Source organism: Rhizobium sp. UBA1881, assembly GCF_002338015.1.
Lineage (GTDB): Bacteria > Pseudomonadota > Alphaproteobacteria > Rhizobiales > Rhizobiaceae > Rhizobium.
The window spans coordinates 1-24,764 of record NZ_DDHH01000015.1 but is presented as its reverse complement, the minus strand read 5'-3'; the positions used below and the strand labels follow the sequence as shown (position 1 = coordinate 24,764).

The following is a 24,764-nucleotide window of genomic DNA, read 5'->3' as shown; positions in this document are numbered from 1 at the left end:
CACTTGCAATCGTCGGCGATCGGCAGCTCGCCGAGGGCTTCGCGGATATAGGGTTCGACAACGGCGCGAACCTTCTTCGAATCCCAGCTGTCGTCGAGGTGCTGCGTGGACAGAACGATCGAGGTGACCTCGGCCGGGTGGCCGTTGACGTAGCGAACGGTGACCTGGCTCTTGGCGTCCGGGCCGAGCTTGGCGGCGTCGCCGTTGCCGGCCTTGCGGGCGGCGGCGAGCAGCTGCAGGATCTTGTGCGAGTAGTAGATCGGCGCCGGCATGAGGTCAGGCGTTTCCTTGCAGGCGTAGCCGAACATGATGCCCTGGTCGCCGGCACCTTCGTCGCCCTGCTGATCGGCGGCGTTGTCGACGCCCTGCGCGATGTCGGCCGACTGCGAGTGCAGGAGAACGTCGATCTTGGCCGTCTTCCAGTGGAAGCCGTCCTGCTCGTAGCCGATGTCCTTGATGGCGCGGCGTGCGGCGGTCTTGAACTTCGACGGGTTGATGACGTCGGCGCCGTTCTTGTCCTTCTTCATCAGGCTCGGCGGCAGGCGAACTTCACCGGCGATGACCACGCGGTTGGTGGTTGCCAGCGTTTCGCATGCGATGCGCACGCCCCATGGGTTGATGCCGGTCTTGGCGGCTTCGCGGTACACCAGATCCACGATCTCGTCGGAGATACGGTCGCAGACCTTGTCCGGGTGACCTTCGGCTACGGATTCGCTGGTGAAGAGGTAATTGGCACGCATTCCGGGATTCCCCTCAAAGAATAAAAAGCTGCGTAGTGGTACTCAGTTCAGGGCCGAAAAACAAGCGCAGAAGGACATAAATATATCTTTATATCTGCGACGAAGTGACAAATTTTGCCCAAAAAACGCAAAAAAGCGGCCTTTACGACCGCTTTCTCGACTGTGACTTATAAGGGATGCTTATTCGGAGTCGGCTTCGGCGGCCAGCGCCTTGACCAGCTCGACCACCTTGCGACGCACCTTGGGATCGGTGATCTTCACGAAGGCGCGGTTCAGCTGCAGGCCTTCCGAGGAGGACAGGAAGTCGACCACGTAGTTGGAGCTGGAGGCTTCCGCCATGCCACCCGCCATGCCGGCATTCTCGCCGGGCGCATCCTCGAAGAAGAAGGAGACCGGAACGTTCAAAATGCTGGAGATGTTTTGCAGCCGGCTCGCGCCGACGCGGTTGGTGCCTTTTTCGTATTTCTGGATCTGCTGGAATGTAATGCCGAGGCTTTCCCCAAGCTTTTCCTGGCTCATTCCAAGCATCGTTCGGCGAAGACGGATGCGACTGCCAACATGGATGTCGATCGGGTTCGGCTTCTTCTTGTTCTCAATCATGGTGCTGCCCTAACAATAATTCTGCCCTTGTTTAAACCGGCACGCCCAAACCCATCCCCAAAACGCCACGTTGCAAAGTGCGATCTATTCACCTTGAACCATACGTTAAGAATGCCGATCCTAACCACTATGCAATTTTAGGGGTTTTCGGTCAATTACGCTTGAAAACAAAACCAAAACGCGAAGCCATTGCAATTGCAAGCAGAAGTGTTTCGATCAACCAGAAGTACGTTTCGCGTGACAGCGGCAGATGGGTCGGAGAGGCGAAACTATCAAGGGTTGCGTCAATAAAGCCGCTCTCATTAAGCGAAAGACCTGCAATAATTTCACCACGGGGGCTGACAAGGGCGGAAATCCCGCTATTGCCGTCGCGAATCAGCGGCAGACCCGTTTCCACGGCCCGAACGCGGGCCTGCTGGAAGTGCTGGTAGGGGCCGGGCGTGGCGCCGAACCAGGCATCGTTGGTGATGTTCAAGATGGCCGATGCCGAGCCGATATCGCCGCTCATTTCGCCAGGGAAAATGATCTCGTAGCAGACCAGCGGATAGAGCTTCAGCCCGCTTGGCAGCGTCAGCAGCTGGCGCGTGGCGGCCGCCGAGAAGCCGCCGGGCATCTCGACGATATTCTGGATCCCGAACTCGCTGAGAAGGCTCTCGAACGGCATGTATTCGCCGAACGGCACGAGGTGCACCTTGTCGGAGGCGGCGATGATCTGGCCGCGACCGTCGATCACGTAAATCGAGTTATAGTAGCGCGGCGGATTGCCGGGACCCATGTCCTCGGCGCGAACGGCGCCGGCCAGCAGCACCTGGTTGTCGTCGAGCGTATCGGCGATCCTTGTCAGCGCATCCTGGTTATCGGTCAGGATGAAAGGGATCGCCGTCTCCGGCCAGACGACGATGTCGGGCTTGCGGCCGCCATCCTTGGGCGCCTCGGCCGAGAGCTTCAGGTGCTTCTCGAAGATCGCCGCCCGGTCGGCATCGCTGTCCATCTTGGCGCTCTGGTCGATCATCGGCTGCACGAGGCGGATGACCGGGCTCTTGTCGGTGGCGGCGACAACCGGCTTCGGTGCGCCGTAAAGCACATAGGCGCCATATCCGACATGCGCGGCAAGCAGCAGCAGTGCCAGCGAAATACCGGTTTTGGCGCCCTGCTTGGTACCGATGAGGGCAGGGGCGGCGAAGACGAACACTGACAGCGCGGTGATGCCCATGATCCCGATGATATGGGCCGACTGCATCATCACAGGCACCGGCGTCATGCCATAGCCGATGGCATTCCACGGGAAGCCGGTGAAGAGCACGCTGCGCGCCCACTCAAGCAGGCCGAAGCTCGCCGCCAGCGCCGCGATCCGCCCGACGCCATCCGACCAGAGGATGCGGGCAAGCGCGGTCGCCAGGCCGTAGAAGATCGCCAACACGGCAGGAAGTCCGAAGATCGCCAGCGGCAGCGCCCAGGCGAACTCCTCGGCATCGATCATCAGCGCATGCCCGAGCCACCAGAGGCCGGCAACAAAGTAACCGAAGCCGAACAGCCAGCCGGTGACGAAGGACGGCCAGAGCCGCCCGATGATGCCGCTGTCGGGTGCCGCTGCAGCGCCATCGATCAGCCAGACCAGCAGCGTGAAGGACACGAACATCGCGGCGAAGAAGCCGATGGGCGGAAGGGCCAGAACGCCGAATGCGCCTGCAAGGATCGCCAGCAGCACTCTCTTGTAGCCCCAGACCAGGATGACCCTGTCGGCAATTCGCTCCATGCGCACCCCACCAATCCGCGAATCAACTGAGGTCGCAGTGTTTCAAAAAAGCCGCCCGTTGTCGTGGTTGGCAGTGATCAGTTTGCCGTCGGCGTCTCGCTCTGCCGCTCGTCGCCGTGGTCGAGACCGATTGCGCCATCACCATCGCTCTTCGCACGCCGGCGGATCGCCTGGCGCTTGCGGGTAATCCGCACACGCTTGATGCGGCGCGGGTCGGCATCGAGAATGTGGAACTCGAAGCCCGGCAGCGCCTGAACGACTTCGCCGCGCACGGGAATTCGCCCGAGCTCGGAGAAGATCAGCCCGCCCAGCGTATCGACTTCGTCGACCTGTTCGGTGATGTCGAAATCCGGGCCGATGGCTTCGGCGATATCCTCGAGCTCTACGCGGGCGTCGGCCACGAACATGTCCTCGGAGACCCGCTTGAACATGACTTCTTCGTCGTCATGCTCGTCGTCGATATCGCCGACGACCATTTCCACGATGTCCTCATGCGAGGCCAGCCCGTCGGTGCCGCCATATTCGTCGATGACGAGCGCCATCTGCGTGCGGTTCACCTGCATGCGGCGCAAGAGGTCGGAGGCCAGCATCGAGGGCGGAACGAACAGGATCTTGCGGATGATGCCCGCCTCGGAAAGCGTCTTCTGCAGGTCCACGCGAGCAAGGTCGAAATTCGGCTTGGCCGAACGCGTTGCCTTCTGCAGGTTCTCAGGCGCGACCTCGACGATCGGCTCGGCGCCCTTGGCGGCCTTGGTCGATCCGCGGCGCTTGTTGCGCGCCTGCTTGGCGACGTAGGAGAGGAGATCGCGGATGTGTACCATCCCGCGCGGATCATCCAGCGTTTCGGCATAGACGGGCATTCGAGAGCGGCCGGATTCCTCGAACAGGATCATCAGCTCGCCGATGGTGATCGTCTGGTCCACCGCCTCGATATCAGCGCGCGGCACCATCACGTCGGCAACGCGCACTTCCCGGAAGCGCAGGATGTTGTTGAGCATCGCCTTCTCGTCGGCGGAAAAGGCATCGCCATCGGCCGCGTCGGTCATCAGCGCGTCGGCAAGGTCTTCGCGGATACGCGAACCCTGCTGTGGCCTCAATATGCGGGCAGCCCGCGACCAGAAGGATTGGGATCGTCCGGACTGCCTGCTACTACTGCCACCCTCGTCGGAGGATGATTGATCGGCGGTGTCCTTGGCCTCGGTGGCCGGTCTCGTCGTAAAGTCGCTCATGGTTCCATTTTAAGGTCTTGACCCTCGTATGGGTCAGATAGGCCGAGTTTCGCCAAAATGCGAGTCTCCAGCCCCTCCATTATCTCGGCTTCGGTATCATTATTATGATCGTAGCCGAAGAGATGCAAGAAGCCGTGCACCATTAGGTGGGTGAGATGGTCGTCGAAGCTCTTTTCGAGCTCGACCGCCTCGCGGGCCACGGTCTCTCTGGCGATGATGATATCGCCAAGCATCGGCCCCGGAACCTTGCCCGGCTGAACCGGGAAGGCGGGGAATGAAAGCACGTTGGTCGGCTTGTCCTTGCCGCGCCATTCCGCATTGATGTCCTGGATGGAGGCGTCGTCGGTGAAGACCAGCGACACCTCGGGGACCATTTTCGGAAACGGCTGCTTTTCGGTCTCGCGCAGATAGGTCGCGGCCGTCTCCAGCACGCGGTCGGCCAGCGCGTGAAGCGCGTCTTCGGAGGGCCATTCGCCCTCCTCGATGCTGATCTGTATGTCGAGTTCGGCCATCAGTCCTGCTGCGCGGCCTCTGGTGTGTCCGTCAGATAAGTCGCGTCGTAGGCGCGAACGATGCGGCCGACCAGCGGATGGCGCACGACGTCCGTGTCCTTGAAGCGGATGATCGAGATGCCCTCGACACCGTTTAAGAGCTGCAGCGCCTCGACCAGGCCCGACTTGACGCCACGCGGAAGGTCGATCTGGCTCGGGTCGCCGGTCACGATCATGCGTGAGTTTTCGCCGAGACGGGTCAGGAACATCTTCATCTGCATAGACGTCGTGTTCTGCGCTTCGTCGAGGATGACGGCAGCGTTGGACAGCGTGCGACCGCGCATGAAGGCGAGCGGCGCGATTTCGATGACGCCGGCGGTGATGGCACGATCGACCTTGTCGGCCGGCATCATGTCATAGAGCGCGTCGTAAAGCGGGCGCAGATAGGGATCGACCTTCTCCTTCATGTCGCCGGGCAGGAAGCCCAGGCGCTCGCCGGCTTCGACGGCCGGACGCGAGAGAATGATTTTCTCGACGACACCGCGCTCCAGAAGCTGGGCGGCGTGGGCAACAGCGAGATAGGTCTTGCCGGTACCGGCAGGACCACAGCCGAAGACGAGTTCGGAGCGCTCAAGCGCACGCAGATAGGCGTCCTGCGTCGGCGTGCGGGCAATGATGGTCTTTTTGCGCGTGGATACCTGCGCCATCGTCAGCTTGGCCTTCTTCTCCATCGTCGGCAGGCTCAGCTGATCGTCGGCTGCAACAGCCATGCGGATCGCGCCCTCGACGTCGGAGCGTTCCACGCTGCCGCCCTTCTGGAGCTTGTCGTAGAGATAGTCCAGCGTGCGGCGGGCCTGATTGGTGGTGACGATGTCACCCGAGATCACGACGGAGTTGCCTCGCGCTCGGGCGTCGATGTTCAGGCGTTCCTCGAGAAGCTTGAGGTTCTGGTCGAATTGACCAAACAGTTCGCTGGCGAACCGATTGTTTTCGAACGTCAGAATAAAGTGATTGGCGTCGCTCGCGATGCGTGGGTGGCGCGGTGAAGAAGAAACCAATTCTTGTCCGTTCAAGCGGTCGAGCTCCTTGAGTTAGGCACCAGCCTCTACCATCTCGGAAAACAGGCTGTTGGGTCCGGTACCTGTGATTCGCACTTTAATAATGTCACCGATTTGCGATGCTTTTGCATCAACATTCACCGACTGAAGCCAGGGGGAACGGCCGATAAGTTGTTGAGACATGCGACCGGGCTTTTCGAGCAACAGTTCGATGGTCTTCCCGACGCAGGATTCGGCAAATTCCTGCTGCTGCTTCAGGAGAAGCGCCTGCAGGCGTTCGAGCCTTTCTGCCTTGATCTCTTCCGGCACTTGGTCCTTCAGATCAGCGCCGGGCGTACCCGGCCGCGTCGAGTATTTGAACGAGAAGGCCTGCGCATAGCGGACCTTCTCAACGAGTTTTAGTGTATCCTCAAAATCGGCGTCTGTCTCCCCCGGAAAACCGACGATGAAGTCGCCCGAGAGCGCGATATCCGGACGCGCGGCGCGGATGCGCTCGACCAGCGTCAGATACTCGGCGGCCGTGTGGCGACGGTTCATGGCCTTCAGGATCCGGTCGGAGCCCGCCTGCACCGGAAGATGCAGATAGGGCATCAGCGCTCTGAGATCGCGATGCGCCTCGATCAGCCGGTCGTCCATGTCGCGGGGATGGCTTGTCGTGTAGCGAAGCCGGGCAAGGCCGGGGATCTCGGCGAGCCGATAAAGCAGGTCGCCCAGCGTCCATTCCTGGCCGTTGGGACCCAGACCGTGCCAGGCATTGACGTTCTGGCCGAGCAGCGTGATCTCGCGCACGCCGCCCTCGACCATCTTCTGCGCTTCCTCGACGATCTGCGAGACCGGGCGTGACACTTCCGAGCCGCGCGTATAGGGCACCACGCAGAAGGTGCAGAACTTGTCGCAGCCTTCCTGCACCGTCAGGAACGCGGTGACGCCGCGCGCCCGGATCTTGGTCTTTTCGGCGATCGGCAGATGCTCGAACTTGTCTTCCAGCGCATATTCCGTATCGACGATGCGCTGCCCTTCCTTGGCGCGGCGCAGCGCTTCCGGCAGGCGGTGATAGGTCTGCGGCCCGATGACGACATCGACGGCGGGCGCCCGGCGGAGAATCTCCTCGCCTTCGGCCTGCGCCACGCAACCGGCCACGCCGATCATGAACTCGCGGCCTTCCTTGTTGCGCTCCTTCTTCATGTCGCGCAGTCGCCCCAGCGCCGAGTAAACCTTCTCGGCCGCCTTCTCGCGGATATGACAGGTGTTCAGCAGCACGAGATCGGCCTGCTCCATGTCCTCCGTCGGCTCATAGCCGTCGCGCGCCAGAGCATCGCTCATGCGCGTGGAGTCATAGACGTTCATCTGACAGCCGTAGGTCTTGATGAAAACCTTGCGGCTGTTGCTGCCATCGCGGAGTGTGGTCTCCGGGGCCGGGAGGAGGGCGCTGTCCTGGGTCATGCCGGCTATTTAGTGGTTTTTGACGCGCGAGAAAAGGGAATCTTGCCTCAGTTTGCGTCCCGGCCTCTAAGCGCCGCACCGAGCATGGCGCGGATACGGCTGGCGATCGTGGCGCTGACCTGCTTGCGGTTGGTCTCGGCGCTGTAGGAGACCGCTTCGCCGAAGTGGACATCGACGTCGAAGGCGCCGCAGCGGAGCATGTCTTTGAGGTGCGGCAGCATCTCGACATCGCCGGGCCAGGAGGCAAGCGGGCGGTGGTAGCGGCCCATGGGTAGGCCGTGCACGCCGGTGTAGGCGACGGCCACTGGCTGCACGATGACGGTGCCCGTGGGCGAAGCGGGGACGGCCATGGCGGCGGCGCCGAATAGCGAGGATTTCACCTCCAGCAGCCGGTTGCCATCAGACGTCGTGCCTTCGGGAAACAGCACCACGATCTCGCCGTCTGCCATGCGCGCGGCGATCTCGCTCACCTGGTTGCCGGTATTGCGCTTTTCCTCGCGCACCACGAACACGCTCTTCTGCAGCTTGGCGAGCGTGCCGAAGATCGGCCAGTCGCGCACCTCGTTCTTGGCGATGAAGGCGACGTCGGCGATCGAGGAGAGCACCATGATGTCCATCCACGAGGAGTGGTTGGCGCACAGCATCAGCGGCCGATGCGTTTCCATCTGCCCGTGAACGCGAACCCGGATGCCGAGACAGAAGCAGATGATGCGGTGCCAGACGCGCGGCAGCCAGCGGCGCATCTTCCAGTCGTAGCGCAGGGCAAGGAGCTGCCAGGGCATGAGCAGGATGCTGGCGATGAGAATGACGATGCCGGCGAGGGCGACGCGCAGCCAGGCGATCAAATCGAACACTCCGCGGCTGCACGCATGATATCAGTGATCGTCCTTCTTGAGCGGTATGCCGTAGAGCTCGAGCCGGTGATCCACCAGCGTGAAACCGTGCTCGCGGGCGATCCGCTCCTGCAGCGCCTCGATCTCCGGCGAGCGGAACTCGATGACGACGCCGGTCTTCAGGTCGATCAAGTGATCGTGATGCTCTTCCGGCACTGTCTCGTAGCGCGAACGGCCGTCGCGGAAGTCGTGGCGGGCGATAATGCCGGCGTCCTCGAACAGCTTGACGGTGCGGTAGACGGTGGAAATCGAGATCTTGGCGTCGACCTTCACCGAGCGGCGATAGAGCTCCTCGACGTCAGGATGGTCTTCTGATTCCTCGAGAATGCGCGCAATGACCCGGCGCTGCTCCGTCATGCGCATGCCGCGCTCGGTGCAGAGTTCCTCGAGGGTCTTTGCCACATCCGTCATCAGGAGCCTTTCGATAGTCAACGTCTCAAGACGGAACTAGCGAAGAATGCGCTTCATGACAAGCGCCGTGGACACGTCGCCATTGGCGTCCTTGTAGTATCCACGGCGTTCTCCGACCTGGTCGAAACCGAGCTTGCGGTAAAGGCCCAATGCCGCGACGTTGCCCTTGTCGACCTCGAGGAAGATGCTTTCGCCGCCGCGCTGCTTGGCCTCGCGCATCGCCGCCTGCATCAGCCGCCATCCAAGCCCCGACCGGCCGACCTTCGCCTGCACGGCGATCGTCAGGATCTCTGCCTCGCCGGCAACCTCGCGCGCCAGGACGAAGCCGGGCAGCGGCTTTTTCAGGAAGGCGTTGGTCTGCCGCGCCACGAAGCCGAAGACGTTGTTCTGGCTGAGCAGGCTGTAGAACTCGCCATCGCCCCAGGGGCGGGCGAAGCGCTCGCCGTGCAGCGTCGATACCGCATGGCAATCATCGGCATCCATCGGGATGATTTCGAATTCCGGCTTCAGCGACAGATAGGATTCCAGCATGGTCATACTCGCGCAATCGCAAACCCGGCCTGCGGTTTGGCGTCGGGTCCGCGCAGATAAAGTGGCTTCGGCTTTCCGGAAGAGGGGTCGGCGGCAGCGGCAAGGCGCGCCACGATGGAGATGGGGAAATGGTTGGCGTGTTCGCCCGTAGCGTCCGGCCGCAGCAAGGGCGTTGCCGAGCCGGTGACGACGCCGTCGAAGGATGCCGCGAAGGCCTGCGCGTCCTCGACGGCCACGGCCCTGGCTTCATCGAGCGGCGTGCCATCGGCGTCAAAGGCCTGCAGATAGATCTCGTTGCGCTTGGCATCCATGGCGGCCAGCACCTGTCGGCCCGGCGAGCGTTCACGCTCGGCTTCGGCCATGACAGCAAGCGTCGTGATGCCGACGGCGGGAACGCCGAGCGAAAGGGCAAAGCCGCGGGCGGCGGCGACGCCGACGCGGATACCGGTGAATGAGCCCGGACCGATGGTGACGGCTACGCGCTCGACATCGGAAAGCTGAACGCCCGCCTGATCCAGCGCGCGATCCACGATCCCTATCAGATGCTCTGCATGCCCCTTGCCGATCATGTCCGATGCCTCCCCCAGCACCGTATTCCTGCTGCTGTCATAGACAGAAGCAGCGCAATCCACACCTGCGGTGTCGAGCGCCAGTATGATCATGGCATCTATTTCCGAATAAACCGTTCCTGACTTGTCCATACATCGCAAAACGCCGCGTTTGCAAACGCCGCGTCATCGCGAATGCTGGTTCAGTTGGTCAGACGGCTTCGACTTCCTGAACTTCCGGCACGAAATGGCGCAAAAGGTTCTGGACGCCGTGCTTCAGCGTTGCCGTCGAGGACGGGCAGCCCGCGCACGAGCCCTTCATGTTCAGATAGACGGTGCCGTCCTTGAAGCCGCGGAAGGTGATGTCGCCGCCATCCTGGGCAACGGCCGGACGAACGCGCGTCTCCAGCAGTTCCTTGATGGTCAGAACGATCGTCTCGTCACCCTCGTCGAAGAATTCGCCATCGGCGTCGGCTGCTTCACCAAGCACGGAGGAAGCGCCCATGACCGGCTTGCCGGACATGAAATGCTCCATGATCGAGCCGAGAATGGCGGGCTTCAGATGCTGCCACTCCTGGTCTTCCTTGGAGACGCTGATGAAATCATAGCCGAAATAGACGCCGGTGACGCCGTTGATCTCGAACAGGCGCGCGGCGAGCGGCGAGGCAGCCGCTTCCTCGCGATTGCGGAACTCGGCGGTGCCGCTCTCCATGACGATCTTGCCCGGCAGGAACTTCTGCGTGGATGGGTTCGGCGTGGCTTCGGTCTGGATAAACATGGTGCTCTCCGTGCGGCAGGCGCGCGCCCGCGACGTATTTAGAATTCTTCAAAAGTAGAAATAAGCCGTTTGGCCTCGCTATTCAAGAGACTGATACTCAAGAAAGCGCTTTATGCCAACGCGTCCAGTTCCTCATCGCTCAGTGTATCAGGCAAGACGGTGACGGGGATGGGAAAGGCCGCGCCACGGCCGGCAACCGACGACACCAGTGGCCCCGGACCCTCCTTGGCGGAGCTTGCGGCGAGCACCAGGATAGCGATGTCGCGGTCGTCCTCGATCACGGCATTGATCTGCTCGGCCGCACTGCCCTCGCGAATGACGATCTCCGGCTCGATGCCGATATTCTCGCGCACCAGCTGGGCGGACTTGGCGACGACCGCTTCCGCTTCCTCGCGTGCTTCGGCCCGCATGATCTCCTCGACCCCCAGCCACTGCTGGAAATCGCCGTCGGGGATTACGTAGACGAGCACCAATCCGCCATTGGAATTCTTGGCGCGCCGGCCGGCATAATGGACGGCGCGTTGGCATTCGGGCGTGTCATCGATCACGGCCATGAACTTGCGGCGGTGACCTTCGAGGCGTGAGAGTCGTTTTGATACCATGAGCGCGACTCTGACACTTGATCCGGGAGATTTGCAAGTCCCCGTTTTGCCGCAAACTGTCCGCTCACCGACAGGTGTTCGGCCGAGGCTATCGTGGTGCTGCAACGAGCCCGTAAAGCAGCATGATTTCCTTCACATGCTCGATATCGGGCTTGCCGATGACATTGATCGCCGATGCGATCTCCTCGAAGAACCGCCTGCCGATCAGCCCCGGCGTCATGGTGATCAGCGCACGCGCCGTTTCCTGGTGGAGGTTCTCATGCGTGTGGACCACGCCGCGCGGAATGAACACCGTGTCGCCGGCCCGCACCTCGCAGCGCTCGCCATCGACTGTTGTCGTCATCGTTCCGGAGAGACCGAAGATCACTTCGTCGACATCGTCGTGATAATGCGCCGCCGGCACGCGGGACTGGTAGGGGACCACGAATTCGAACATGACCATGCTGCCCGCGCTCTGGTCCTCATCGACCAGCAGCCGAACCTCCATCATGCCAATCTGAATGAGGTTCCGGTCGCGCATCTTGGCCTCCTCATGGCTCTGAGGAGAGTACGCCGCAGTCCAGTCTTGGACAAGTGCGGGGCTTCGACAAGTCCGACTGGAGAAGCCCGGGCGGCCGAAGCCGCCCGGCTCAGTTTGCTAGTAGAGGAAGCCGACGATGTCGCGGACTTCCTTCATTGTCACTTCGGCCCGCGCGCGTGCCCGCTCGCCGCCATCGCGCAGGATCGCGTCGATATGGCTGGTGTCGGCCATCAGGCGGCGCATCTCGGCGGTGATCGGCGAGAGCACCTTGACCGAGAGGTCGATCAGCGCCGGCTTGAACACGGAGAACTGCTGTCCACCGAATTCCGCGAGCACCTCGGCCTTCGACTTGTCGGCAAGTGCCGCGTAGATGCCGACGAGGTTGTCGGCTTCCGGGCGGCCCTGCAGGCCGTCGAGTTCGCTCGGCAAGCCATCCGGATCGGTCTTGGCCTTGCGGATCTTCTTCGAGATCGCGTCCTCGTCGTCCATCAGGTTGATGCGCGACAGATCGGATGGGTCCGACTTCGACATCTTCTTGGTGCCGTCGCGCAGCGACATGACGCGTGGCGCCGGGCCGTCGATCATCGGCTCGACCATCGGGAAGTAGGCATGCACCGGCTCCTTGCCGACGGTGATATCCACCCCGTATCCAGCCTTGCGGATATGCTCGGCGTAATCGAGGTTGAACTTCATCGCGATGTCGCGGGCAAGTTCCAGATGCTGCTTCTGGTCGTCGCCGACGGGAACATGCGTTCCGCGATAGACGAGAATGTCGGCGGCCATCAGGCTCGGATAGGCGTAGAGACCGAGCGAGGCCTGCTCACGGTCCTTGCCGGCCTTGTCCTTGAACTGCGTCATGCGGTTCATCCAGCCGATGCGCGCCACGCAGTTGAAGATCCAGGCGAGTTCCGCATGCTGCGGCACGGCCGACTGGTTGAAGACGATGTGCTTCACCGGGTCGATGCCGGAGGCAATGAAGGCGGCGGCGATCGAGCGGATCTGGTTCGGCATGTCCTCATGCACCAGCTGTGCCGTCAGCGCGTGCATGTCGACCACGCAATAGATGCAGTCGTTGCCGTCCTGCAGCGCCACGAACTTGCGGATCGCGCCGAGATAGTTGCCGAGATGGAGATTGCCGGTCGGCTGAACCCCCGAAAAGACCAGTTTCTTGAATTCGTTCATCATGTCCTCGATTAGGCTTGTGGAGGGCCCCAGGGCCAACGGCCCATGTTGCTAACGTCGCGGCTTATGCACGTCGGATGGCTTGTGATCAAGGGGTTGTGGTGGTGGTGCGGCGGATGGGGTTGGAGGTGTTGCGGTTGGGATCCGGAAATCCTGGGCGGCGTTGTCGGGCGGCAGCTGTGAACGTAATTGTTGTGCCGTGTGATACCCCCCTCTGCCCTGCCGGGCATCTCCCCCACAGGTGGGGAGATTGGCTGGGCGCGGCCGCTCGCTCCACTCTCATTGTTTGGATGGGGAGCACGCCACGAGTCGATCTCCCCCCTTGTGGGGGAGATGCCCGGCAGGGCAGAGGGGGGTATTCCACGGTGAAACCTCTCGATCACCACACCGCATCCACACACCAAAACCCCACGCGGCCTCTCACCCGTGTCTCCACCATGCAACCTTCAGTCGGACGGGGCGCTGGAAATCACCTCGATTGAGTAAGTAGAATATGGCGCTTCCCAGCGCCCCGTTCGGCGGTTTTTATCCGCGACTCCGATCTCTCTGCCTTCTCGCCCAACTTCGCGGCGAGACCATGTGTGCCTCACAGGCACGTCCGGGCTCAACTCAGGCCCGTCTTGTGACAAGACCCGCCGTCACCGGAGGGAGATCATTTTCCGCGGACCCGGGTCATGAGGTTTTGCGTCTCACCCTCACGCTCCGCGCCGATCCCGCCTCGCCGGCACGCCTGCCGGTGTATCCGATGACGGGACGCCGATAGTGTAGGGCGGGGTTTTCGAGGCGGGGAAAACCGACGGACGATTTTTTGTGAACATGCTCAAGCGCTCTCGCGAAAAGGGCAATTCATACTTCATTTTAGGTATCTTGAATGTAGTAATTAGACGTAAAATAAGGCGTCTACCTGATATCCTGGGTAGGAGTTTCCTTAAATTGGCCATTTTTGAGGAGAGTTTTTCCGCCCGCAAACGCGAGCGCCGCCTTTTGCGGCGCTCCCAACTGGGGGACGACATGATGCATCCTGCATTCTCAATCGCACTCGCCGGCTTGTTCAGCCTCTCCAGCCTCAATGGCGCCACAGCCCAGAATGTTCGAAAACTCTCGATCGGGCCGCTGAAGAAAAATGAAACGCTTGCCTATAGTCTGCAGACCGTCAGTGTTCGCGCCGGCTGCTTTCCGCCGAGGCTGAGGGGCATCCTCACCTATATCGCCGACAAGACGGGCCGTCGCCCGCTGGTCACCTCGGGGCTGAGGGCGCATTCCGGCCGCTCGCATTCGCAGCACCGCAATTGTGCCGCCGCCGATATCCGGGTGCCCGGCGTGTCCGAAAAGACCATCATCGCCATTGCCGCGCAGGCGCCGGGGATCGGCGGCATCGGCCGTTATTGCAACGGCATCATCCATGTCGATGTCGGCCCGAAGCGTCGCTGGACGCACTGTTAGAACTGCGCCAACCGGGGGATCAGCCGTCGGTCTTGGTAACCGCCGGCTTGCGGTTGAGGTTGCGGCGGATCATGCCGAGGTTCGCGCCGCCGATCAAAAACGCGGTGGCGAAATAGACGACCATCGAGATGCCGATCAGCATGCCGAGCGTGCCGACTTTGGTGGCAAGCGAAGCGCTCGAGGCAAGCCACGGCTCCCAGCGATGCTGGAGATACATGATGACGGCGCCCATGACGGCGGCGGAAACGACGAGCAGCGCCGTGCGCCGCGCGAGCGCCCATTCCCATGTCAGGTGGCCGCGCCGCAGCAGTGTGGAGAAGAGAAGAACCGTGCTGATCCATCCGGCCGTGGCTTCCGCGACCGCGATCCCGGGCGCGCCGAGATAGGGAAACAGCGTCAGTGCCGTGGCGCAATTGACGCCGACGGCGACCGCCGAAAAGCGCATCGGCGTCTTGGTGTCCTCGCGGGCGTAAAAGCCCGGCTGCAGCGCCTTGATCAGCACGAAGGCAGGGAGGCCGATGCCGTAGATCGCCAGGATCGAGCCGACGATCATGGTGTTTTCCTGGTGGAAGGCGCCGCGCTCGTAAAGCACGCGAATGATCTCGTCGGAGAGGATCCAAAGCGCGAAGGCGGCGGGGATCGTGAGAAACATCACGAATTCGATCGAGCGGTTCTGCAGGTTGCCGGCTTCGCGCAGGTTCCCGCCTTTCAGCGCGCGCGCAAGCTCGGGAAGAAGCACGACGCCGACGGCAACGCCGACCACGCCGAGCGGCAGCTGGTAGATGCGGTCGGCATATTGCAGGGCCGCGATCGCGCCCTCCTTGCTAGAGGCGATCGCCTGGCCGATCATCTGGTTGATCTGGGTGATGCCGCCGGTCACGGCGGCGGGGACGGCAAGGATCAGCAGTCGCTTGACGTTGGGCGTGATCCTAGGGAAGCGGATCCCGATGCTCATGCCCGCATGCAGCACGCCGAAATAGACGACGGCGAGCTGCAGGACACCCGCGACCAAGACGCCCCAGGAGAGATACCAGGCGGTCTGCAGCGGTTCGGCGCCGGTGTAGAGCGCGTAGAACAGCGCCCCGATCATCACGACGTTGAGGAAGACCGGCGCCACGGCGGCGGCGAAGAAGTGATGCAGCGAGTTCAGCATCCCGCTCATCATCGCCGTCAGCGACATGCACATCAGATAGGGAAACATCACCGCCGCCATGCGCACGGTGATCGAGAACTTCTCCGGATCGTCGGTAAAGCCCGGCGCGATGATGAAGCGCACCAGGAGCGGCATCGAGAGCTCCATCACGATGGTGATGAGCAGCAGCACCGAGAACAGAACGCCGAACACTTCCTCGGAGAAGCGCTTGGCGCCATCGGTGCCGTTCGCCTCGATCTCCTTGGCGAAGAGCGGCACGAAGGCGGCGTTGAACGCGCCTTCGGCAAACAACCGGCGAAACAGGTTTGGAAAGCGGAAGGCCGCGTAAAACACGTCGGCCATCGGCCCGGTGCCGAGTGCCGCCGCCATCAGCGTTTCGCGGGCGAAGCCGAACAACCGGCTGCCCAGCGTGGCGCCGCCGACGGTGGCGAATTTCTTGACGAGGCTCATGCGGCTAAAATTCCTTCATGGGAAGGGTGAGAGTGCAATTGCTTGAATGCGCCGATCCCACAGAACTCCCTCATTCCTGTGCTTGTCACAGGAATCCAGCCAGCCCAAGTCCTTGGGCTGAAAAAGAGTCCTTCGCCGCGCGGACGCGCGGCAGCTGGATTCCTGTGACGAGCACAGGAATGAGGGAGAGAGGACTTGGCGACCACCTATCGCGTCCTCTCGGCCGTGTCGGCCGGCGCGATCATGCCCGACGGCATGCGCTCGCGCAGCTCATCCTGCTCTTCCGCGATCACGGCCTTCATCCGGGCGGTGATGTTGGAGCGCTTGCTGTCGCCCGATATCTTCTGGCCGACGAGATCGGTGACGTAGAAGGTGTCGATCACCTTTTCGCCGAAGGTGGTGATCCGCGCCGACTGGATGTCGAGCGAAAGATCCGACAGCACGGCGGTCACCTCGGACAAAAGGCCCGGACGGTCGAGGCACTCGACCTCGATGACGGTGAACTTGTTCGACAGGCTGTTGGAGATATGGACCGAAGGCGGAATGAAGAAGGCCTTGCTCTTCTTGCGGTTCTTGGTCCGGGTCGCGATCACCTCGGGCAGCCGCTTGCGGCCGGAAAGCACGTCCTCGATCATCCTGCCGATCGTGCCGGCGCGGCGAAGCTCGTCGGCATCGTCCTTGAACTCGCGGCTGACATGGATCGTGTCGAGCGCCCGGCCGTCTGAGGTCGTGAAGATTTGCGCGTCGACGATGTTGGCGCCGGCCGCGGCACAGGCGCCGGCGATGACGGCGAGCAGGCGCGGGTGGTCGGGCGAGAGCACGGTGATTTCGGTGATGGCATGGAAGCTGTCGGTGCGTACCATCGTCGCCAGCGCCTGGCCTGCCTTGTCGGCCTGGCGGATGAAGCCGGCATGGCGCACCTGGTCTTCCAGCGGTACCGAAAGCAGGTAGGGCTGGTAGTGCAGCTTGCTGTAGATCTTGCGATCCTTCTGGCTCCAGTCGGCAAGCGCGTTGAACAGCGCCTCGGCGGCCACGGCAGCGCGCTCCTTGCGCGACACCTCGGAGAAGCCGCCGGCAAGCAGGAGCTCTGTCTCGTAATAGAGCGTGCGCAAGAGCTGGCCCTTCCAGCCGTTCCAGACGCCCGGGCCGACGGCGCGGATATCGCAGACCGTCAGGATCATCAGCATCTTCAGCCGCTCGAGCGATTGCATGCGGTCGGCGAAGTCGGTGATCGTCTTGCGGTCGGTCAGGTCGCGCGTCTGCGCCACCATCGACATGGTCAGATGCTCCTCGATCAGCCAGACCACGGTGTCCGTCTGCTTGTGCGACAGGCCGAAACGGGCGCAGAGCTTGCGGGCGACGCGGGCGCCGGCGATCGAGTGGTCTTCCTGGCGGCCCTTGGCGACGTCGTGCAGCAGCACCGCCACATAGAGCGCCTCGCGATCCTCGATCCCGGGCATCATCTTGTTGGCGAGCGGGTGCAGCTCTTCGGCCTTGCCCTTGTCGATCTCCGAGAGCACGTCGACGCTGCGCAGCAGATGCTCGTCGACAGTGTAGTGGTGATACATGTTGAACTGCATCATCGCGACGATCTTGCCGAACTCGGGAATGAAGCGGCCGAGCACGCCGGCCTCGTTCATGCGCCGCAGGATCAGCGCCGGGTCGCGCTTCGACGTCAGGATCGAGAGGAACAGCCGGTTGGCTTCCTCGCTCTCGCGCACGCTGTTGTCGATCAGGCTGAGCGAGCGCGTCACGCGCTTCAGCGCATCCGGATGGAACTCGAGCCCGTTGATATCGGCCACATGGAAGAGGCGGATGATGTTGACGGGATCGCGCTTGAACACATCGGGGCTGGCGAGCGCGATGCGGCCGCGATCCTCCATGAAGTCGGTGCTGCCGGCGATCTTGCGGGTGCGGTGGGTGAAGCGGCTGAACACGCCCGACAGCCCCGGCGTCGATTTCGCCTGCTGGTCCTCAAGTGCGGCGCAAAGGATGCGCGTCAGGTCGCCGACGTCCTTGGCCACAAGGAAGTAGTGCTTCATGAAGCGCTCGACGGCCGAAAGGCCGGGGCGCGAGTGATAGTCGAGCGCCGTTGCGATCTCGCGCTGGATGTCGAAGGAGAGCCGTTCCTCGGCCTTGTTGGTGAGGAAATGCATGTGGCAGCGCACGGCCCAGAGGAAGTCGTCGGCCTTCTCGAACAGACGATATTCGTGCTTGGAGAGAACGCCGAGCGCCACCAGTTCGGCGGTGTCGCGCACGTGGTAGTAATACTTGGAGATCCAGAACAGCGTGTGCAGGTCGCGCAAGCCGCCCTTGCCCTCTTTCACGTTCGGCTCGACGAGATAGCGCGTGTCGCCTGCCTTGCGGTGGCGCTCGTCGCGTTCGGCAAGCTTGGCGGCGATGAATTCCGGGCCGGTGCCGGTGACGATCTCCTTGTCGAAGCGGGCCTCCAGCTCGGTTTCGAGCGAACGAAGGCCGCAGATGTAGCGCATTTCGAGGATCGCCGTGCGGATCGTCATGTCGGACTTCGACAGCGCGATGCACTCTTCGACGGTGCGCGTGGCGTGGCCCACCTTGAAGCCCATGTCCCACAGCATGTAGAGGATGAATTCGACCGCCTTGTGCGTCTCTTCCGCCGGCTTCGGCTGAAACAGGAAGAGCAGGTCGATATCCGAGCCCGGCGCCAGCGTATCGCGGCCATAGCCGCCGACGGCGGTCACCGAGAACTTGTCCTTCTGCTTGGGAAAGACGTGGTCGGTGGAAAATTCGTAGAGAACCGTGATGATCTGGTCCTGCAGCCAGGAAATCCGCCGTGCGCATTTCAGGCCGCTGCCGTCGGCAGACAGCAGTTCGCGCGCCTTGTTGCGCCCATCCGTGCTGGCCTTCTTGAAGATGCCGAGCAGATCGGAGCGCATCGCGTCCGGCCGGTTCTTGTTGGCCTCCACCACGGCGTCGCACTGCTTGCGCAGATAGTCGGTGTCGAGAATGTCGGAGAAATCGATATCGTTCGTCGGCGCCATGCGCTGGGCGGCTTCCTGTTCGCGCGGCGCGGCCATCTGCTGCGCCTCTCGTTTCGTCTGCATGCGCTATAGCCTCTTTGCCCGCAATTTGACACGGGCTTTCATACTGCAAGAACCTTTAATTTTGGCGAAAAGGTGATCGTGCGCCGAGACGGCATACGAGGCGGCCCGGCTTAGGCGGCGATCTGCTCGTTGACGGAATAAAGCACCTTGCGGTTTTCGCTGGCGATCTCTTCAAGCATCTCCTTGTCGCATTCGCGGTAACCCGCTTTGGCGATGGAGGCCGTCAGATCCGATATGCGCGAGCAGCAGGCGATGATCTGCAGCAGCCCGAAGGGCGAGGCCCAGCCGCGCGGATTGCCGTGTTCGTCGGCAAGGCGAAGCGCCTCGATCGCCGTGAAGATATTGGCGAGCAGCTGCGTTTCGCGAAGCAGGCGGTCCATGAACATGCGCTTACCCCTGCTTCAGCTTCTTCTTGAGGTCGTAGAGCGCGTCCAGCGCCTCGCGCGGCGTCATGTCGTCGAGGCTCATGTTTTTCAAGGCTTCATCGACCTTCGAAGGTCCGCGCGCCACATCCTCGCGCCGCACAGCCACCTGAAACAGCGGCAGATCGTCGATCAGCTGGCTCGCCGGGTTCTTGCGGTCGGCGTCTTCGAGCCGCGTCAGCACATCGCGGGCGCGGGCAACTACCGAGGCCGGCAGGCCGGCAAGCCGCGCCACCTGGATACCGTAGGAGCGGTCGGCGGCACCAGGGCCGACTTCGTGCAGGAAGATCACGTCGCCGTCCCATTCCTTCACGCGCATCGTCGCGTTGGAAAGCCGCGCCAGCTTCTCCGAGAGCACGGTCAATTCGTGGAAGTGCGTGGCGAACAGCCCGCGGCAGCGGTTGGCCTCATGCAGATGCTCGACCGATGCCCAGGCGATCGACAGGCCGTCGAAGGTGGCGGTGCCGCGCCCGATCTCGTCGAGGATGACGAGCGAGCGACTGGTCGCCTGGTTGAGGATGGCGGCGGTCTCCACCATTTCGACCATGAAGGTCGAGCGTCCGCGCGCCAGATCGTCGGAAGCGCCGACACGCGAGAACAGACGGTCGACGATGCCGATATGCGCCGAGGTCGCCGGCACGAAGCAGCCCATCTGCGCGAGAATGGCGATCAGCGCGTTCTGGCGCAGGAAGGTCGACTTACCGCCCATGTTCGGGCCGGTCAAAAGCCAGATCGCCCCATCCTTGCCGTCTCCCTCGGGCGAGAGGTCGCAATTATTGGCAACGAAGGGGCCGGTGGACTGGCGGCGCAACGCCTGCTCGACAACGGGATGCCGCCCGCCCTCGATGGCGAACATGGTCGAGCCATCGACCAGCGGCCGGCAATAGGCCTGCTCGTCGGCAAGCAGCGCGAGCCCCGCGGCAACGTCGATTATGGCAAGCGCCCGCGCACCGGCCTTGATGGTTTCGGCCTCCGCCACGACGGCCGCGCTCATCTGGTCGAAGGCGGCAAGCTCGATCGACAGCGCCTGGTCGGCGGCATTGGCGATGCGGCTTTCGAGATCGGCAAGCTCGGTGGTGGTGAAGCGCATGGCGTTCGCCATCGTCTGGCGATGGATGAAACGCGCCTTGGCTTCCGGCGTATCGGTCATCGGCCCGGCATTGCCCGCCGTCACCTCGATGAAATAGCCGAGCACGTTGTTGTGCTTGATCTTCAGTGACTTGATGCCGGTCTCGTCGGCATATTGCAGCTGCAGCCCGGCGATCACCCGGCGCGACTGGTCGCGCAGCGCCCGCACCTCGTCCAACTCTGCATTGGCCCCGTCGCGAAGGAATCCGCCGTCGCGTTTCAGAAGCGGCAGCTCGTCACCGAGCGTTTCGCTGAGCAGTGCCGCCACCTGTTGCGGCAGGGCGATCAGGCCCGCCAGCGCATCCGCCAATTCCTCGGGCAGCATCGCGGTTTCGAGCAACCGCGCCACGTCGGTGGCCGCGTTCAGCCCCTGCCGGATCGCCGCCAGATCGCGTGGGCCGCCGCGCTCGAGCGCCAGGCGCGACAGGGCGCGCGGCATATCGGGCACATGCTTCAGGAGATCGCGCAGGTCACCCGAAAGCGAGGGCTCCTCGATCAGGAAGCCGATCGAATCCAGCCGCTCGTTGATCCGCAGCGGGTCCGTCAAAGGCGACATCAGGCGCTCGGCCAGCAACCGCGCGCCGCCGCCGGTGACGGTGCGGTCGATGGCTTTCAGGAGCGATCCATTGCGATCGCCGGAAAGCGTGCGCGCAAGTTCGAGATTGGCGCGTGTCGCCGGGTCGATGAACAGCGTCGAGGCAGCGCTTTCGCGCTCCGGCTTGCCGAGCGGCGGCCGTTCGGCGATCTGCGTCTTCTCGACATAGGCAACGGCCGCTGCCGCCGCCGCGAGTTCCGAGCGCGAGAAGGTGCCGAAGCCATCGAGCGTCGAGACGCCGAAATAGCGCGCGATCCGGCCCTCGGCCGTGGCGCTGTCGAACAGCACCGATGGCTGCGGCACGGCGGTGCGCCCGAGCACGTCGAACACCGGCTTCAGCTCCGGATCATGGAACATCGTATCCGGCACGATCAGCTCGCGCGGATCGATCCTCAATATATCGGCAAGCAGCCGCGATGCCTCGGTCTCCGCCAGGCGGAAAACGCCGGTGGAGATATCGATCCAGGCAAGCGCCATCAGCGGCTCGGAGGCGCCGCGAATGCGGGTCAGCGCCATCAGATAATTCGATTCCGAAGGCGAAAGCAGCTTTTCCTCGGTGATCGTTCCCGGCGTCACCAGGCGCACGACGTCGCGCTTCACGACCGACTTGCTGCCGCGCTTCTTGGCTTCCGCCGGGTCCTCGACCTGCTCGCAAACAGCCACGCGGAAACCAAGTCCAATGAGCTTCTGCAGATAGTCGTCGGCGGCATGAACCGGCACGCCGCACATCGGGATATCCTGGCCCATGTGCTGGCCGCGCTTCGTCAGCGTGATCCCGAGCGCCCGCGAGGCGTCGAGCGCGTCTTCGAAGAACAGCTCATAGAAATCGCCCATGCGGTAGAACAAAAGCGAATCCGGATTGTTCGCCTTGATCTCGATGAACTGCTCCATCATCGGCGTGGCCGAGGCGCGGCTCTCTTCCGTTGCAAGCTCGGCAGCCGAAAAGGCTTCGTGTCTCAAGGTCATTCGATCGTTCACGGAGTGGGCTTTTCCCTAAAAAACAGGGTGCCACCCTATCGAAGCGCGGCTATAGAAGACAACAGCTATCGGGAAATGGGAGCCGTTAGCCCACAGGAGGATTAAGGGAGGTATTCAACGAGCCGCAAGGTCAGGAACCCCTTGGAAGGGCGCCTGTCAGTTCCACCGGATATTTTAATCGATTGTAGCCGTACGGCTTTTTCGCAAGGCGTCGTGTCAGCCCCAAACAGCGTGTCTATAGAGGGTCGACTAGCGCAATCGAAGGCCGGTTGTCAGGAGATTTGGAGGAGATATGCCCGACATGAACAGCAAGCAGCGCCCCGCCAACGGCATTACCGACAAGGAAGCGCTCGACTTCCATTCGCAGGGAAAACCCGGCAAGCTCGAAGTCAACCCGACCAAGCCGATGGCCACGCAGCGGGATCTCTCGCTTGCCTATTCGCCGGGCGTCGCCGTTCCGGTCAAGGCCATCGCCGCCGATCCCGCCACCGCCTATGATTATACGTCGCGCGGCAACATGGTGGCGGTCATTTCCAACGGCACCGCCATCCTCGGCCTCGGCAATCTCGGTGCGCTGGCGTCGAAGCCCGTCATGGAAGGCAAGTCGGTCCTCTTCAAGCGTTTCGCCGATGTCGACAGCATCGACCTCGAGGTCGATACGGAGAATGTCGACGAGTTCATCAACTGCGTCCGCTTTCTCGGCCCCTCCTTCGGCGGCATCAATCTCGAAGACATCAAGGCGCCGGACTGTTTCATCATCGAGCAGCGTCTTCGCGAGCTGATGGATATCCCGGTCTTTCACGACGACCAGCACGGCACGGCGATCATCGCCGCCGCCGGCCTCATCAACGCGCTGGAGCTGACTGGCCGCGACCTGAAGACGACAAAGCTCGTCTGCAACGGCGCGGGTGCGGCAGCGATCGCCTGCGTCGAGCTCATCAAGGCCATGGGCTTCGCGCCCGAGAATATCGTGCTCTGCGATACCAAGGGCGTCATCTACCAGGGCCGCACCGAGGGCATGAACCAGTGGAAGTCGGCGCATGCGGTCAAGACCAAGGCGCGCACGCTGGAAGAAGCGATGAAGGGCGCCGACGTCGTCTTCGGCCTGTCGCAGAAGGGCGCCTTCTCCGAGGAGATGATCCTGTCGATGGCAGGCCGCCCGATCATCTTCGCCATGGCCAATCCCGATCCCGAGATCACGCCCGAGGAAGTGGCCGGCATCCGTGATGACGCCATCATGGCGACCGGCCGTTCGGACTATCCGAACCAGGTCAACAACGTGCTGGGCTTCCCCTATATCTTCCGTGGCGCGCTCGATGTCCGCGCCACGACGATCAACGACGACATGAAGATCGCGGCCGTCCGGGCGCTGGCGAGCCTCGCCCGAGAGGACGTTCCCGACGATGTCGCCGCCGCCTATCAGGGCAATCGCCCACGCTTCGGGCCGCAATACATCATTCCGGTGCCCTTCGATCCGCGCCTGATTTCGGCAATCCCCGTGGCGGTCGCTCAGGCCGCCATGGAAAGCGGCGTCGCCCGCAAGCCGATACCCGACATGGCCGCCTATGCCCGCGAACTGTCGGCGCGTCGCGATCCGATCGCCTCCACGCTCGCCAGCCTCTATGAGCGTGTCCGCCGCCATCCCAAGCGCGTCGTCTTTGCCGAGGCCGAGGAGGAGCAGGTCATGCGCGCCGCGCTCTCCTACGCCAACCAGCAGCTCGGCACCGCCATCCTGCTCGGCCGCGAGGATCTGATCCATGCGACGGCAGAGCGTGCCGGCATCGATCTCAACCGCCCCGGCCTCGAGATCGTCAACGCCCGCATCTCCAACCGGGTGGAAGCCTATATCGACTATCTCTACGCCCGCCTGCAGCGCAAAGGCTATCTCCACCGCGATGCCCAGCGCCTGATCCACAACGACCGCAACCACTTCGCGGCCTGCATGGTGGCGCTCGGCGACGCCGACGGTATGGTGACGGGCATCACCCGCAACTACTCGACGGCGCTCGAGGATGTCCGCCGTTGCATCGACGAGAAGCCGGGCCACCGGGTGATCGGCGTGTCGATCGCGCTCTGCCGTGGGCGCACCGTCTTCGTGGCGGACACCGCGGTGCACGACATGCCGTCGGCCGAGGAACTGGCCGATATCGCGGTGGAGGCCGCCGGGTTCGCGCGCCGCATGGGCTACAATCCCCGCGTCGCCATGCTCGCCTACTCGACCTTCGGCCACCCTTCCGGCGAGCGCTCCGAGCGCGTCCGCGAAGCCGTCGCCATCCTCGACCGCCGCCATGTGGATTTCGAGTATGACGGCGAAATGGCGGCGGATGTGGCGCTGAACCGCAAGGCGATGGAGCAATACCCCTTCTGCCGCCTGTCCGGCCCCGCCAACGTGCTGGTCATGCCGGCGTTCCACTCGGCCTCGATCTCCACCAAGATGCTGCAGGAACTCGGCGGCTCCACCGTCATCGGCCCCATCCTCGTCGGCGTCGACAAGGCGGTGCAGATCACCTCGATGGGGGCGAAGGACAGCGACATCGTCAACATGGCCGCGATTGCGGCTTATACGGGGTCGTGAGGTGATTATGGTGTGAGATGGTTATGGGTGAGGGTGTGCCGTGTGGCCCCCTCATCTGGCTGCCGCCATCTTCTCCCCGCTGGGGAGAAGGGATGTGTGGCAGGCCGCTCGCCCCAATCTCTCCCTTCTCCCCAGCGGGAGCCGTTGCAAAATCT

The 24,764-nt window shown here is 62.8% G+C and carries 21 protein-coding genes; 2 read left to right on the top strand and 19 right to left on the bottom strand.

Annotation, left to right across the window (positions count from 1 at the left end; translation table 11 throughout):
- The 15 genes from B3605_RS01585 to trpS form a co-directional block, all read right to left on the bottom strand.
- Nucleotides 1-740, bottom strand: a 740-nt coding sequence (locus B3605_RS01585; protein WP_296431843.1) for an S-adenosylmethionine synthetase N-terminal domain-containing protein, incomplete at its 3' end; no start/stop codon positions are given.
- Between the two features lie 180 nt (nucleotides 741-920).
- Entirely contained in the window at nucleotides 921-1,340 is a 420-nt protein-coding gene (locus B3605_RS01580) for a helix-turn-helix domain-containing protein (protein ID WP_018898182.1), read from the bottom strand.
- Between the two features lie 151 nt (nucleotides 1,341-1,491).
- Nucleotides 1,492-3,096 (bottom strand): apolipoprotein N-acyltransferase, encoded by a 1,605-nt coding sequence (gene lnt, locus B3605_RS01575; RefSeq protein WP_112943824.1) that lies wholly within the window; start codon nucleotides 3,094-3,096, stop codon nucleotides 1,492-1,494.
- 77 nt (nucleotides 3,097-3,173) lie between these two features.
- The gene (locus tag B3605_RS01570; protein WP_112943825.1) at nucleotides 3,174-4,325 is read right to left on the bottom strand and encodes a hemolysin family protein; all 1,152 of its coding nucleotides are present in this window, start codon (nucleotides 4,323-4,325) and stop codon (nucleotides 3,174-3,176) included.
- Nucleotides 4,322-4,837 (bottom strand): rRNA maturation RNase YbeY, encoded by a 516-nt coding sequence (ybeY, locus tag B3605_RS01565; RefSeq protein WP_018898185.1) that lies wholly within the window; start codon nucleotides 4,835-4,837, stop codon nucleotides 4,322-4,324. The genes B3605_RS01570 and ybeY overlap by 4 nt, the downstream gene beginning before the upstream one ends.
- On the bottom strand, nucleotides 4,837-5,889 hold the full coding sequence (locus B3605_RS01560) for a PhoH family protein (protein ID WP_111561572.1): 1,053 nt from the start codon (nucleotides 5,887-5,889) through the stop codon (nucleotides 4,837-4,839). The genes ybeY and B3605_RS01560 overlap by 1 nt, the downstream gene beginning before the upstream one ends.
- Nucleotides 5,890-5,907: 18 nt before the next feature.
- A complete protein-coding gene (gene miaB / locus B3605_RS01555) occupies nucleotides 5,908-7,317 on the bottom strand; it encodes a tRNA (N6-isopentenyl adenosine(37)-C2)-methylthiotransferase MiaB (protein WP_047507049.1) in 1,410 nt (469 codons plus the stop codon).
- 47 nt (nucleotides 7,318-7,364) lie between these two features.
- A complete protein-coding gene (locus B3605_RS01550; protein WP_047507519.1) occupies nucleotides 7,365-8,162 on the bottom strand; it encodes a lysophospholipid acyltransferase family protein in 798 nt (265 codons plus the stop codon).
- 30 nt (nucleotides 8,163-8,192) lie between these two features.
- Nucleotides 8,193-8,621, bottom strand: coding sequence for a Fur family transcriptional regulator (locus B3605_RS01545; RefSeq protein ID WP_018898190.1), 429 nt, complete (start codon nucleotides 8,619-8,621; stop codon nucleotides 8,193-8,195).
- Between the two features lie 36 nt (nucleotides 8,622-8,657).
- Complete coding sequence (locus B3605_RS01540; RefSeq protein ID WP_183796285.1) at nucleotides 8,658-9,158, bottom strand: GNAT family N-acetyltransferase; 501 nt, start codon at nucleotides 9,156-9,158, stop codon at nucleotides 8,658-8,660.
- Nucleotides 9,155-9,814 carry a tRNA (adenosine(37)-N6)-threonylcarbamoyltransferase complex dimerization subunit type 1 TsaB gene (gene tsaB / locus B3605_RS01535; RefSeq protein ID WP_112943827.1) on the bottom strand — a complete coding sequence of 220 codons (660 nt, stop codon included), beginning with the start codon at nucleotides 9,812-9,814 and terminating at the stop codon, nucleotides 9,155-9,157. Before tsaB ends, B3605_RS01540 begins: the two co-directional genes overlap by 4 nt.
- A 97-nt stretch (nucleotides 9,815-9,911) precedes the next feature.
- On the bottom strand, nucleotides 9,912-10,478 hold the full coding sequence (locus B3605_RS01530; RefSeq protein ID WP_018898193.1) for a NifU family protein: 567 nt from the start codon (nucleotides 10,476-10,478) through the stop codon (nucleotides 9,912-9,914).
- 110 nt (nucleotides 10,479-10,588) lie between these two features.
- A complete protein-coding gene (locus tag B3605_RS01525; protein ID WP_112943828.1) occupies nucleotides 10,589-11,080 on the bottom strand; it encodes a universal stress protein in 492 nt (163 codons plus the stop codon).
- Nucleotides 11,081-11,168: 88 nt separating this feature from the next.
- Nucleotides 11,169-11,600: a cupin domain-containing protein gene (locus B3605_RS01520; RefSeq protein ID WP_112943829.1), complete on the bottom strand. Its 432-nt coding sequence runs from the start codon at nucleotides 11,598-11,600 to the stop codon at nucleotides 11,169-11,171.
- 117 nt (nucleotides 11,601-11,717) lie between these two features.
- On the bottom strand, nucleotides 11,718-12,782 hold the full coding sequence (trpS, locus tag B3605_RS01515) for a tryptophan--tRNA ligase (protein ID WP_018898196.1): 1,065 nt from the start codon (nucleotides 12,780-12,782) through the stop codon (nucleotides 11,718-11,720).
- A gap of 1,014 nt (nucleotides 12,783-13,796) precedes the next feature.
- Between trpS and B3605_RS01505 the strand changes: the two genes are divergently transcribed.
- Entirely contained in the window at nucleotides 13,797-14,225 is a 429-nt protein-coding gene (locus B3605_RS01505; RefSeq protein WP_112943830.1) for a YcbK family protein, read from the top strand.
- A 19-nt stretch (nucleotides 14,226-14,244) separates the two neighbouring features.
- Here the strand turns inward: B3605_RS01505 and murJ are convergent, their stop codons facing one another.
- The 4 genes from murJ to mutS form a co-directional block, all read right to left on the bottom strand.
- Nucleotides 14,245-15,828: a murein biosynthesis integral membrane protein MurJ gene (gene murJ / locus B3605_RS01500; RefSeq protein ID WP_112943831.1), complete on the bottom strand. Its 1,584-nt coding sequence runs from the start codon at nucleotides 15,826-15,828 to the stop codon at nucleotides 14,245-14,247.
- Between the two features lie 206 nt (nucleotides 15,829-16,034).
- Nucleotides 16,035-18,911 carry a [protein-PII] uridylyltransferase gene (locus B3605_RS01495; protein WP_112943832.1) on the bottom strand — a complete coding sequence of 959 codons (2,877 nt, stop codon included), beginning with the start codon at nucleotides 18,909-18,911 and terminating at the stop codon, nucleotides 16,035-16,037.
- A gap of 110 nt (nucleotides 18,912-19,021) precedes the next feature.
- Nucleotides 19,022-19,297, bottom strand: coding sequence for a hypothetical protein (locus tag B3605_RS01490; RefSeq protein ID WP_112943833.1), 276 nt, complete (start codon nucleotides 19,295-19,297; stop codon nucleotides 19,022-19,024).
- Nucleotides 19,298-19,301: 4 nt separating this feature from the next.
- Nucleotides 19,302-22,022, bottom strand: coding sequence for a DNA mismatch repair protein MutS (gene mutS, locus B3605_RS01485; protein ID WP_210297413.1), 2,721 nt, complete (start codon nucleotides 22,020-22,022; stop codon nucleotides 19,302-19,304).
- A 304-nt stretch (nucleotides 22,023-22,326) separates the two neighbouring features.
- Between mutS and B3605_RS01480 the strand changes: the two genes are divergently transcribed.
- Nucleotides 22,327-24,609, top strand: coding sequence for an NADP-dependent malic enzyme (locus B3605_RS01480; RefSeq protein WP_112943835.1), 2,283 nt, complete (start codon nucleotides 22,327-22,329; stop codon nucleotides 24,607-24,609).
- Nucleotides 24,610-24,764: the final 155 nt, after the last annotated feature.